Annotated in this window: 9 protein-coding genes and 1 pseudogene; 7 read left to right on the forward strand and 3 right to left on the reverse strand. The window is 59.2% G+C overall.

Annotated features, from left to right (window positions below; translation table 11 throughout):
- A pseudogene (locus PQU92_RS17150) lies at positions 1 to 106 on the forward strand (IS5/IS1182 family transposase); the annotation flags it as partial.
- A gap of 73 nt (positions 107 to 179) precedes the next feature.
- Here PQU92_RS17150 and PQU92_RS17155 read toward each other — a convergent pair.
- On the reverse strand, positions 180 to 2,099 hold the full coding sequence (locus tag PQU92_RS17155) for a patatin-like phospholipase family protein (RefSeq protein ID WP_272749515.1): 1,920 nt from the start codon (positions 2,097 to 2,099) through the stop codon (positions 180 to 182).
- 97 nt (positions 2,100 to 2,196) lie between these two features.
- Here PQU92_RS17155 and PQU92_RS17160 point away from each other — a divergent pair, with 97 nt between their 5' ends.
- The 5 genes from PQU92_RS17160 (at position 2,197) to PQU92_RS17180 (ending at position 9,807) form a co-directional block, all read left to right on the forward strand.
- A complete protein-coding gene (locus PQU92_RS17160) occupies positions 2,197 to 2,595 on the forward strand; it encodes a DUF1489 family protein (protein ID WP_272749516.1) in 399 nt (132 codons plus the stop codon).
- Positions 2,596 to 2,976: 381 nt separating this feature from the next.
- The gene (locus PQU92_RS17165; RefSeq protein WP_272749517.1) at positions 2,977 to 3,894 is read left to right on the forward strand and encodes a LysR family transcriptional regulator; all 918 of its coding nucleotides are present in this window, start codon (positions 2,977 to 2,979) and stop codon (positions 3,892 to 3,894) included.
- Between the two features lie 609 nt (positions 3,895 to 4,503).
- Complete coding sequence (locus tag PQU92_RS17170) at positions 4,504 to 8,115, forward strand: TonB-dependent receptor (protein WP_272749518.1); 3,612 nt, start codon at positions 4,504 to 4,506, stop codon at positions 8,113 to 8,115.
- A 235-nt stretch (positions 8,116 to 8,350) separates the two neighbouring features.
- Complete coding sequence (locus PQU92_RS17175) at positions 8,351 to 8,782, forward strand: MarR family winged helix-turn-helix transcriptional regulator (RefSeq protein WP_272749519.1); 432 nt, start codon at positions 8,351 to 8,353, stop codon at positions 8,780 to 8,782.
- 41 nt (positions 8,783 to 8,823) lie between these two features.
- A complete protein-coding gene (locus tag PQU92_RS17180) occupies positions 8,824 to 9,807 on the forward strand; it encodes a glycerophosphodiester phosphodiesterase family protein (RefSeq protein WP_272749520.1) in 984 nt (327 codons plus the stop codon).
- Positions 9,808 to 9,813: 6 nt separating this feature from the next.
- Here the strand turns inward: PQU92_RS17180 and PQU92_RS17185 are convergent, their stop codons facing one another.
- Both PQU92_RS17185 and PQU92_RS17190 read right to left on the reverse strand, forming a co-directional pair.
- Positions 9,814 to 10,380, reverse strand: coding sequence for a hypothetical protein (locus PQU92_RS17185; RefSeq protein WP_272749521.1), 567 nt, complete (start codon positions 10,378 to 10,380; stop codon positions 9,814 to 9,816).
- Between the two features lie 21 nt (positions 10,381 to 10,401).
- On the reverse strand, positions 10,402 to 10,863 hold the full coding sequence (locus tag PQU92_RS17190) for a hypothetical protein (RefSeq protein WP_272749522.1): 462 nt from the start codon (positions 10,861 to 10,863) through the stop codon (positions 10,402 to 10,404).
- 363 nt (positions 10,864 to 11,226) lie between these two features.
- On the opposite strand from PQU92_RS17190, the gene PQU92_RS17195 reads away from it, so the two are divergent.
- On the forward strand, positions 11,227 to 12,975 hold the full coding sequence (locus tag PQU92_RS17195; RefSeq protein ID WP_272749523.1) for a hypothetical protein: 1,749 nt from the start codon (positions 11,227 to 11,229) through the stop codon (positions 12,973 to 12,975).
- Positions 12,976 to 13,010 lie beyond the last annotated feature (35 nt).

Consider the following 13,010-nt stretch of genomic DNA (forward strand, 5'->3'; position numbering starts at 1 on the left):
CCGATTAAAGGACTGGAGACGCATCGCCACCCGATACGACAAACTCGCAGCCAATTTTGCTGCCGCCATCGCTATTGCTATCGCAATTACTTGGTGGACTGATTGAGTCTCGAACCTAGTACGTTCTACTCCCCATCGGTATGCGACAGGGATAAGGGTGTTCACATCTTCGGCCGAACCTACATCTTCGGCACAGGCTTGTTGCCCAGTTTCACCGGCTTGACCACGCGGCCCGTCGTCTTCAGCCCGTATTTCGGCTTTTCGAACTTCGGCGGCGTGATGAAACTGTCGTCCGGCGTAAAGGCCGGGATGTTCGGATGCAGGCTGACCCCCAGCTTGCGCAACTGCGTTACCGGGTGTTCCAGCTTGGCGAGACTGTCCACCGTCGTCTGATAACCCGACTCGACCGCCAGATCGTAGGCGTACCAGTCGCGGATCTCGACGCCTTCGGGCTCGGGGATGATCAGAAGATCGCTGGCCAGACGGCTTTGTTCAAGGTCGGCGGCGGTGGTGATCGTCGCCGAGCGCATCAGGATCGAGACGATCGGCGGTCCCTTGCGCCAGTCGCCTTTCAGGAACCAGGTCGGCAGGCTTTTCGGCACCTCGACCGTCTTCGGATCGATGCCTTTGGCGCGGGTCACATCGACGCCGATCACCGTCCCCAGATGCGTATTGCGCATCATCAGGGCCGGGAAGGAGCGCATCACCGCCCCGTCGACCAGCACCTGACCGTCCTCGATCACCGGCGGCATGATCCCCGGCAGGGAGATCGAAGCGCGCAAAGCCTGACGCATCAGCCCGCCCTTGTGCACCTTGATCGTCCCCGAGGTCAGGTTCGACGACAGGCAGAAGAAGGGCAGGGGCAGGTCTTCGATCAGCACCTCGCCGAAATACTTCGCCAGCCGTTCATCGACCTTCTTGCCGCCGGTGAGGGCCAGAAACGGGAAGGTGATGTCGTCCAGCGGCGAGGAGTCGACGAAGGCCGCGCGGATATTCTCGTCGATTTCGGCCTCGGTCCATTCCTGTGCCACGCAGGCCCCGACGATGCCGCCCATCGACGAACCGCAGACGAAGTCGATGGGGATATGGGCCTCGCGCAGGGCCTGTACCGCGCCGATGTGCGAGAAGGCCCGCGCCCCGCCGCCGGAAAAGACGATACCGATCGAATGTCCCGTGACGATGCGGGCGATGCGTGCCGCGTCCTGGGTCGAGTGATCGCCGACATGGAACCAGCGGGCCGGCTTGAAGGCGTCTATCCAGCTTTTTGTGTGGGCGATGATCTTGCGGCCATCGGACTCCTGCGCCTGAATGAGGATCAGGTCCGGCGCGCGCTGAAGCCCCAGCGGATCGAGCATCTGCGAGTCTTCGGGGCTCAAGGTGCCGGTCGGGGTTTCAGGCTTTTCGCGCGCCGAATGCTCGCGCGCATCGGCGATCCAGAAGGTGTGATCGACCTGCCGCGAACTGAGCAGCCGCCAGTGGCTTTCCGGCTTTTCGGCGACGTAGAGCACATAGTCGTTCTCGGCCTCGGCCTTCGAGAAGGTGTCGAAGGTCGAGCCGTGATTGTCTTTGTCGAAGATCGCGACGCTGTAGCCCAGCGTGCGGATATGCCCGGCGATCTTATCGACCAGTGGCCGCACAAGGATGTCGTTCAGCGCGAAAAAGGCGAAAACATTCGGAGTATTATGGCGGCGGCCTTCGCGTGGTGTGCCCTCACGCGCCCGCTGGATCATCTGCTTCGATAGCGCCAGCAGCACGTCCGGCGCGGTCTCGATGGCGCGCAGGAAGGCCTCCTTCGGCAGCACCATCAGCTCGCAGTCGCGCAGCGCGATCAGGGTCGAGGTATGCGGCGTCCCGGCGATCAGCGACATCTCGCCGGCGGGCTCGCCGGGCTTGATGATGCCGATCAGGTGCAGGCCCTGCTGGTCGTCGTCGTGGCGGAAGACGCCCAGACGCCCGGAGCGCAGCAGATAAAGGTGGTCGGACTCGTCCCCGGCGCTGAACAGGCGGCTGCCGCCGGACAGGGTGATCCAGCTTGCCTCTTCCAGTGCGGACGAGGTGTTGAACAGCTTGGCGAGGGCGGTTTCCAGCGTGTCGGCCATGGGGGCGGGCCTTGATTCTTATGGTTACGGTTAATAGATAATGCGCCTCATATTAACTGCCAATTAGTTAAGTAAAATCTGTAGCGAAAGTCGAGCGATGAGCGTCAATCTGGTCAAGCTGTGCGTGGGTGCCGATACGGTCGAAGATCTGCTGAGCTGGGAAGCGGGCCACGCTACCCGCACGATCCACACGCGCCAGACGCCCAAACGTGCTGAAGAACTGCTCGACGGCGGTTCGCTGTTCTGGGTCATCAAGGGCGTCATTCTGGTCCGCCGCCCGATCGTCAGTATCGAGACGGTCGAAGGCGCGATTCCCCAATGCTTGATTACCGTTTCGACGCAGCATATCCTGACTGAGCCGCATCCGCGCCGGGCGTTTCAGGGCTGGCGCTATCTGGAGGCCAAGGACTCGCCGAAAGACCTCGTGATGGGCGACAATGGCGCGGAACTGCCGCCGGAACTGGTCAATGCGTTGCGTGAGGCGGGCGCGTGGTGAGCGCCTGACCGTCGGGCAAAAAAAAGCGGCCCGCACGCTAACGGGCCGCATGAGTTTTACCTTCCGGTATGGGGGTGATTAGTCAGAAGGTATAGCGTGTGTTGAAGCAGAACGGGCGGTGCGTGACGTATATATACGCGGCACGCAGCCCTATCCGCTCAACGAATGGATCTAATAAGGGCCTGTTTTCTGTAAAGCAGATGCGGTTGACTGGATTTTTGTTACGTTCCCTAAGCCTGTTTTTTGGTCCTGCCGCATTTGTTTAGTAAAATGCTGAGGCGCCCTTATTTTCGATATCAAACCTATCAGCATCATTCCCTATAGAAAAATACGAAATATCAGCGTATCCATTGAAAAAATCTATATCGTTCGGAGGGGATTATGGATCGCGCCCTGCTTCAGTTCTTATCGGTGGCCGATGCCGGGTCGCTCAGTCTGGCGGCCGAACGCCTGAGGGTGACCCAGCCGACCCTGACCTTTAATCTCAAGAAGCTGGAAACCTCGCTCGGCGTCGAACTGTTCGAGCGCACGCCGCGTGGCATGCGCCTGACCTCGTACGGTCAGACGCTTTATGAGCATGGCGTTGTCATGAAGCGGCTTCACGACAACGCCCTGACCTCGATCGCGCGTCAACGCAAGGACATGGACTACGGCCTGAGCCTCGGTTCGGGATATACGGCGTGGACGGCGTTTCTGCGAACCTTCATTTTCGATTACCGGACTCAGCATCCCGACGTCGCCATCCATGTGAGCATCGGCAATGTCCTGCGTCTGATGGATCAGCTTCTGGCCGGAGACATTGTCGCCTTTGTCGGTCACAAGGTGCCGGACCTCGACCCCAGCCTCGGTACGGATTTCTCGCCGGTCGGCCACCTGCGCGACGGCTATTTCGTCCGCGCCGGGCATCCGCTTTTGGGCCAGATTCGCACCCTGGCCGAACTGAGGGCCTATCCCTCGACGCTCGCCTTTCCCAAGGAAAGCCACCAGCGGCGCTTTTCAAATTCGGTTTTTACCGGCGGCACCGTGGGCAAGGCTTTCACCTCGGATTCGCTCGAAGCCTGTCTGGATTACGTAAAACAGACGGACGCCGTGCTGCAGCATGGGGATCTGATGGCGAATGAATTCGCCCGGCTGGGCGTCCATCAGGTCCACCTCGTTCAGGACGATATGTCGGACCCCGTGCGTATGGGGGTCTATTCGCTCAAGGAGCGCAGCAACGACCCCCGGGCTCAGGCGCTGATTTCCGAATTCAAGCGGCGCGCGGCCCAGGCCTACGGACAGCCCGAGGCCAGCGCCTGAGGTGACCACCCGAATCGGGGGGCTTATCGGTAAAAATCGCAAACAACCTGTTTCATGTCTGGAAACGGGTGTGGATGCGCGACGGGGATGTCGCTTCGTGGCCGTGCGCCGATTTTCATCTGCGATAGACGTGGCATCCGGAAATTACCTGATGAAAAAGCACCGGGCGCGATAACGTTTTTGTGAGAAATTGTAATAAATATCTGAAAAATATAGTATTTAATAAAATTATTCAGGCCGCTCCGACCGCGTTTCGTGTGTTTTTTGTCACGTTTTTAACTTCCAAATTGAAAAATCATTTCCTTATTTGAAAACTGTATTGCGTCTTTGAAATGGTAGCGTTATCATTTTTGACGATGAGGGAGGAAGGGTCTCGTCCGAGGCATTTGTCCCGCCGCATCGCGTCTACATCTTTCGAAGGTGTCTTGATACCGCTTCCCGCTTGGGTATCGCCGCCACAACGGCAAGGGAAACGGTCGGAAGCCTTCGTGCACAATTCAAAAAAATAAGAACCGGGGCCTCCGGTTCAGTCCCACAGGGAGAGGAACAATGAGAGAGTTTTCGTCGCGGCGTTTCGCGGCATACCTCATGGCGAGCACTGGACTGGCCATGATAGCGCTAACGGCGACCTCGGTTGCCGCGCAACAGGCCGCCCCATCGGGCCAGACGGACGTGACCGAAGTCGTCGTCATCGGGACGCGCGCATCGCAGCAGTCGGCCATCGACCGCAAGAAGCGCGCCAAGACGGCAACGGATTCGATCGTCGCCGACGATGTCGGTTCGTTCCCCGACCGCAACCTTGCCGAGGCTTTGTCCCGTATCGCGGGCGTCAGTCTGGCGCGGGGCGAAAGCGGCGAGGGCGAGCAGATCACCCTGCGCGGTAACACGGCAGACCTGACCCGCGTCGAGCTGGACGGCATGTCGGCCGCCACATCGGGCTACGATCTGGCCTATGGTAACCCGTCCGGTCGCGGTGCCGACCTGCGCGAATTGCCCGCGGATCTGATCAAGAGCGTCGATGTCGTCAAGGGCGCGACTCCGGATCAGACCGAAGGCGGTCTGGGCGGGACCGTCTCGATCCAGACCCGGACCGGCCTGGACTTCAAGAAGCCGTTTTTTCAGATTCGTGTGGCGGGTGAACGCAACTCGATGAACGAAAAGATCGTTCCCGACATCGGTATCGTGGCGTCGCGCAAGTTCTTCGAAGGTCGTTTGGGGGTCGTTTTCAATCTCTCGACGCGCAAGACGTATAACGAGAGCCATCAGACCAGCATGGACAATTTCGATCAGGGCTATTACCGCCTGGTCGATTTCGATGGCTCGCCGGAGAAAACCTTCCAGTTCAATCCGGCGACTGTCTCCGGCTCGGCGGCGACCCTGCCGGTCGGCAGCTATGATCTGGCGGCCGGCGGCACCCAGAAATTCGTGACCAGTACACCGCTCGACATCGTTACCAAATCGGCCAACGCCAAGACCAAGGCCGACTGTCTGGCCGCGTTCCCGCTCTATACGGAAGCCCAGCTCAATACGATTACAGGCGCCAACAGCGGCAACAGCCGCCGCGACGCGCAGACGATTCGTATTCAGGAACAATTCACCTGCCTGAGCCAGTGGAACGACTATTCGCCGTCGAACCTGCGTGAGGCTCTGCAAAAGCAGTACGAGGACCGACAGTCCTGGGATATCCGGTTCGACTTCCGGGTCAATGATAAGCTGACCGTCTTCGCGAAGTATCAGAAGACCGATCGCAAAATGCAGGATATCCGCGCCAACCGCTCGCGTGGCAATATCGATATCGATCCCAATTCGCGCGGCGGCGACGCTTTTGCGACTAACCTTTTTACTCTGGTGGGCAATACGACCTTCCCGGTCAACTCACCCGACTATATTACGCCCACTGCCGGGAACGGTTATTACCTCTATAATCCGACGCAATTGTCCGGTTATCGGCAACTGGATAATACCGCCGGTTCCGTGACGACCAACAACGCCTTCCCGATCTACGGTCAGGCGATCAATATCGTGCCGGGTTCCATCAAAATGGATTCCGCTCACCACGTCACCGCGCTGACGCTGGGGCGTGCCGAGTACAATATCGACCAAATCTACAACGATCAGATCTGGGATACATCGTACATTCAGGCCGGCGGTACCTATAAGGATGGCCCGCTTCTGATCGAGTTCATGGGCAGCAAACAGGACGCAGAATATACGCGGTACGACTATCGTGCCTCGATCAAGACCTTCTATACCGGGGCGGAGATGTTCGCCACGCCGACCGGTACGTGGGATATCAAGCTTCCGGCGTCGTTCAATCCCAACGATTTGACGCAGTTTATGCCGCTCAACCCGGCCACCGGGTCGACGGCGGCGCAACTGGCTCAGTATTCGGACTCTATCAGCCTGGGCTATGGACCGCGACTGGTTGAGACGGGTGAAACCCAGGGCAAGATCGACCTGACCTATCAGATGCCGGACTTTCCGATCCTGAAGCGCTTCAAGGCCGGTATTCAGTACCGCAAGATCGACAATCAACTGTGGCGTGGCGACGGGTATTTGCCGAGCCTGATGATCGGTGTACCGACGCAAAACCTCCGGTCGACCGTTCGCGCCTGTGAAAATCAGGCGACGACAACGGCCGCGAACCGATGCGTCTATGGTTATGTGCCGAATGCGATGTATAATCTTTCCAGCGGGGTTCCGACCTCGGCCCGTACGGACTGGATGCACGGCGTGGAAACGCTTCCGCGCGCTGAGTTGATCAAAATACTTCAGAACAGCGTCCTGCCCATGGAGGGCGCCTTCTTCCCGGGTTACGACGGCGTTCAGGGCATGACGCAGTGGAATACCCTCGATGTCCCCAAGCTGTATTCGCAACTGGCCTCGGCACAGAACTACAACACCAACTGCCTGAAGGTCTGTAAGGGCACCGACGGCAACCTCTATGCGATGCCGACCAACTTCTCTTCGGAAGAAGTCACGGCCGCCTACTACATGTTCGATTTCGAACAGTCGCTGCCGTTGAATATGACGTTCGAAGGCAATTTCGGCGTCCGCGCGGTTAACTCGAAGGTAGCGGGCAGCGGTTTCACGTCGATCAGTTCCGTGCGTAAAATCACGGGCACCGGCGACCCTCTGAAGGACTGGAACGCGGCGGAAGGCTATGGCCGCGTCCAGACGACAACCATCACCAAGCCGATCGCCGTCGAACGCGACTATACCGACTGGCTGCCAAGCTATAACGCCGCGCTCTGGGCCGTTCCGGACAAGGTCGTTCTGCGCTATAACTGGTCGAAGACCATCTCGCGCGCGGGCGTCAGCTACCTGTTCCCGGCGGGCACCTGTACGGTGGATCAGCGGATCGAAGACCGGATTGTCGCCGGTGAAGACCTCGATCAGACCTGCGGCGATTTCGGCAACCCGGATCTCAAGCCCTATACGGCAACCAAGAACAACACGGCGATCGAGTGGTATATCAACAGGGACACCTTCGTGTCGCTGGCTTACTATCGCCAGAAGATCAAGATCGGCTCGCCGACCCGTAAGATCATGGTCGATCAGCCGGTGTTCGCCGGGACCAGTGAAGTCGATCCGGTATCCGGAAAGCCGTTGTCGGATTTCACCTTTACCTACAATACCTGGATCAATCAGCCGGGCACCACCCAGGCCGGTTGGGAATTCTCCTCGAAGGCGGCCCTGACCTTCCTGCCGTGGCGCTTCCGTTACACGGGTATCGATCTGAACTATTCGACCAACAAGGCGTCGGGCGGCGGTTATCAGGACCTGATCTCCGGCCAGAATCTGGGGCCATCGGGACGGCCTGAATATTTCGGCAACCTGTCGATCTGGTACGACGACGGCAAGACGAACGCGAAACTGGCCTATCAGGTCCGGTCTCAGGTTCTGGAATGTATTGCCTCGTGTGATGCCAACCGTCTGCCGACCTATGCCTATCCGAACTCGAACCCGCGGACCTTTGTCAGCCTGCCCTACAATCCCGGCGAAGCGTACTACAACGCCGAGAACGCTTATCTGGATGCCAAGATCACGCACAAATTCAAGCCGAACGTCGAGGTCTATTTCGAGGCGACGAACGTCCTGAAAGAAGCCAGCGTCCGCGTCGGCCCGACCCGTGGTCTGGCCGCCGTTCCGGAAACGCCCTGGCAGGTCGTCTATGGTGGCCGCAAGATGCGCCTGGGCGTCATCTATAAGCTGCAATAGGCTTTCCACTCGTGAATCCCGTCGCCGCGCCCTCCCTGCGGCGGCGGGCCCTTGCCGCCTTTTCATCTGTATCATCCCGATATGAGAAGGCGCTGACTTCAGGACGGTCCGGCAAGGGCCGTCCTTTTTTGCGATCACCGGGAGGGCCTCTGTATGAGGGCCTCTGTATGAGGGCCTCTGTATTCGGGCGGCGTCTTCTGCTATCCAGCCCGCAACGAAGCCTGAGAGACGATCTGTGCCTGACCTGCCTTCCGATACCACCGAACTGGCGGCGCGTTTTCAGAACCTCGCCACCCGCCTGCTGCGGCAGGCGCGGGTGCTGGACGGGGGGAGCGCGATCACTAGTGCCCAGTACGCGGCCATGAGCACCCTCTATACCCACCCCGGCATCCCCCTGACCGAACTGGCGGCGCTGGAAAAGGTTGCGCATCCGACCATGAGCCGTCTGGTCAACGCCCTGATCGGGCTGGACATGGTGGCGCGAACCCCGCATCCGACCGACAAGCGCACCGTGTCGCTCAGCCTGACGGCGGCGGGTCGGGCGGCCTATGAGCGGGTCTATGCCCGGCGACTGGCCCTGATGGGGGCGCTTCTGGCGCGTCTCAAGCCCGAAACCGTGGCCGATCTGATCGAAAATCTCGACGCGTGGCTTGACCCGAAAACCTGAGCACGGCATATATGTAGCATTGCTACGTATGTGGGGTGTGCATGAAAAAGCGCTATATAATCGGGGCGGGGAGTGCGGTCGTGATCGCGGCGCTCTATCTGATCAACGCCTCGTGGGCGGCGACGCCACCGGAAACGACGCCGCAATTGCTGTCGCATCGCGGGCTTTATCAGCATTACCGCCGCGAAGGCCTGACGCGCGACACCTGCACGGCGGACCGTATCCTGCCGCCGACGCACGGCTATCTGGAAAACACCCTGCCGTCGATGCAGGCGGCCTTCGATCTGGGCGCCGACGGGGTGGAAATCGACGTTCACCCGACGACCGATGGCGATTTCGTCGTCTTTCACGACTGGACGCTCGATTGCCGCACCGACGGCAAAGGCATCACGCGCCAGCACAGTATGGCCGAACTGAAGGCCCTCGATATCGGCTACGGTTATACCGCCGACGGGGGCAAGACTTATCCGTTTCGTGGCCAGTTCAAAGGCCGGATGCCGTCTCTGGCGGAGGTGCTGACCGCCTTTCCCGACAAGCATATCCTGATCAATATCAAGAGCAACGACTCGCGCGAGGCCGATCTTCTGGATGCGTGGCTCAAGGCGCATCCAGAAGCCCATCCCGAACGCCTGAGCGTCTTTGCGGGCGAGCGTCCGACGCAACGGCTGGCGGTCCTGCGACCGGACCTGCGCCCGACCGGCAAGGCGAAGCTCAAATCGTGCGCCCTGGGGTACATGGCGCTGGGCTGGAGCGGCTACATGCCTAAGGCCTGCCGCCATACGACCATGTATCTGCCGACCAACTATGCGTGGCTGGCCTGGGGCTATCCGAACCGCCTGCAGACGCGATTCGCCGATGCGGGGAGCTATGTCTGGCTGATCGGCGACGTTAACAAGCGCAAGGGCGGCATGCCGTCGCTCAATACGCCGGAAGAACTGTCGAAGGTGCCGAAGTCGTGGCGCATGGGCATCGTCACCGACACGATCGAGGTCATCGGGCCGTTGTCGATGCCTCCGGCGCAATAGACAGCGTCAGAACCCGGTCGAGGCCGCCGCGTCGCAACTCAGGCGCATGAATTCAAGCGCGTATTCGACGCGTTTGGCGAGGTCCTCGGACGGCAGGTTAAAGCGCAAATAGTTGTAGTAGGTCATATTGGTATAGTTGTTACCGCTGATCACCACGCCATTGCCTTCGCGCCGGACGATCGCCACCTTGGCCCAGTCGATGGAAATGTCTATCGGGGGTTGGCTATCAGTTTTCAGGGTCGGTGTGTTAAAACGGCCTTCGACGGTGCCGTAATATAAAATGACATTCGTATTGAGGACCGTGGCGCACCGCGTGGACATACGCGCCGAATTAACCTTGAAGGGCGGGGTAATGTCATGATGGTGCCGCGTATTGTCGGTGGCGTCATCGGTCCAGTAATATTCGTCCCACTGATAATTATTCTGTCGGTGGCTCAGGGTGAACTGGTTCTGCGACGCCAGAATGCCCAGAAATTTCTGGGCATTTTCAACGGTCTGTTCCTGCGCCTGCGCCGTCGTGGTTTGTCCGCCCAGGGCAAGCAGCCCCACCAGCGCCAGTGTCAACAGTTTCATCTTACCCCTCATACGAATGAATTATTGTGGGCAGGCCGTGCCGTGCCAGCCCTGCGGTCGGTAGTTCGGGTTGCCTTCCGGTATGCCGCAATTGTCCCGCTTGATCTTGTTGCGGGCCGCGTCCGCCGCGGCCTTCATGGCCAGAAGCCGCTTGGCTTCGGCTTCGCGCTGCCGCCCCATGTTCAGACTTTTCATCTGGTCGGCGACTTCCTTTTCCTTGCGCAGGCGTTCGGCTTCGCGGGCCTCGGCGGCCGCCTTGTCTTTGCGCCGTTGCTCCTCCGCCAGCTTTTCGTAGCGGGCGCGCTCGGCGGGGTCCTTGCACAGCTCAGGATTATAGACGCCGCACTCGGGGGCCGCGATGAAAATACATTCCTTGCCGGGCGTGCACCCCACCTGAGCGGCACTTTCACCCGCCGCAAAGGTGAGGGCAAGGCTCAGAAAACCCTTGATGAATCGCGATGTCAAACTGCGCGGTGCAGGCATGGTTTTACCTTGAACGGACCGGTAACAAGATAAAGCATAACGCGGCAGTCCGGTGCGCGTCAACTTTTAGGCTAAACCGCTATATTGTCGATCAGGCGCGTCTTGCCCAGCCATGCGGCCAACATCCTCCGTCGCGAACGCCGGGATGCGGGTACAGTTTCAGGTTGTTCAAATGGCAAGGTTGCGAGGTTGGGTCGCCATGGTTCGTGGAACGCAAATGGATATATGATCGATCACTTTGCATGATGTGCACTGATTTTATTGGCCTATTTACCGGCCTGACATCATACAATCCCCGGCGTCCCAACCGGCTCCATTATGGCCGCGCTGTCACTTAGGGCAGTGTTTCATCCGGGATTTGCAATGCCTAATTTTTCGACCGTCTGGGACCCTTCGACAGGTCTGACCCCAAAGACGATTCACCTGAAATACGACCCCGTAAACGCGACGAACAACCAGTGGATCGCCGACATCAATGCCGACGGCGCCTACACCGTCACCGCCACGGTCATCATCGACAACGGCGTTACACTGGAAGTCGGAAACGGACGCACCGTTCGTTTTGGCGGACAGTTTGTCTGTGAAAGCACTGAACAGATTTTCGTTCCCGAAGTCGTGACCATTAGTTCGGTGGATTATTATTACTACGGCAATGTTTACGGCCTGCGCCGCGTGCGCCCGGAGTGGTTCGGTGCCAAGGGCGATGGGAATGCAACGACGCCCACCAACGATTCGGCGGCGTTCAACCGTGCGGTCGCCGCGCTCCTCAATACCGACAACTTCAACACCAGGGGCGACGCCCTGACCTTCGAGTTGCCGTCGCGCGCCTATTATCTGGAAAGCGAGCTGGTCTTCCCGCTGACGGCCTATGGCAAGTTCGTCCTCAGCGGTTCCGGCCGCTCGGTTGGCGGCTCGCGTCTGTACTTCAAGAACCTGTCGACGCCGATGGCGCGGGGTGTTCACATCAAGCCGACCTCGCCGGCTGTCCCGGCAGAGTTCGCGCTTAAGGACGTGATGATCGCCAATCTTGGCGGCTGCGACATCCCACTGCAAATCGGCGAAACCGGCACCAACTATTTCAGCAGCCCCGATTATAGCACGGTCGACAACGTCACGGTCGAAGGGGTCATTCACGAAGGCGCCCGTCTGCCGGCCTGTGTCGAGGTCGTCAATATGCGCCATATGCGCTGGACCGGTCTGCACGTGATCACCGGTGTCGGCTCGGCTCTTCGCCTCAAAGCCTATGGCGTCGATGATTCGAACCTGCGTTACGTCGCCGATCAGGTATTCACCAATACGGTGCTGGAAAACAGTTATGCCGAAAACTCGATCGGTTTGGAAATGATTGCCAGCAACTATGCGGGGATCACCGGCATCCACATGTATTCGACCGTCATCTACCACGGCAAGACGGGCCTGAAGATGACCGCCGACACCAATGGCAGCATTGCCGAGACCTTCCAGCACTATCTTCAGATCGAAGGTTCGGCCAGCGACAATCAGGGCACGTCCATGCACGTTCAGTGCCTGGGGTCAAACAGCCACATCACCTCAACCAAGCTGACCAGCCCGTGGATCAATGCGCGAACCGGTCCGAACGCGCTGCTGTTCCAGCAGAACGCCGGCTATATCGATGGCATCTGGATCGACAATGCCGACTTCCGCGACATCCAGAAAACCTGTGCGCGCTTCGAAGGCTGTTCGGGCATTCACATCACCAGCCCGAACCTCAAGAACTGCGGTTACGACAACGGCGATCCCGCACCGCAGGCCTTCCTGTTCGATGGCTCGCAGCACTTCAACGTCACGGGGGTTACTACCAATAACGGCAATATCGGGCAGTATGAACACGTTGTTCAGGTCAACGGCCTCTATACCGACTGGTTCAATATCCAGATTACCGACTCCAACCCGTCGGTGAGCTATGTCGATATCGATTCATCGAATGTCGGTGTACGTCGTCTGATCATCACCCCGGACGATGCGACCCTGAGGTCGGCGCATCTGGTGCTGGGCGATCTGCCCGGAAGCGCCTCAGGTGAGCGTCTGGTGCAGGTCGGGGCGACCGACAGTGCCGGAACGGGGTATCGTACGGTACGCGTCCCGAACTAAGCAGACATAAAGACAGCCCCGGTTCTCTGGACCGG

Source organism: Asticcacaulis aquaticus (assembly GCF_028550415.1).
Lineage (GTDB): Bacteria > Pseudomonadota > Alphaproteobacteria > Caulobacterales > Caulobacteraceae > Asticcacaulis > Asticcacaulis aquaticus.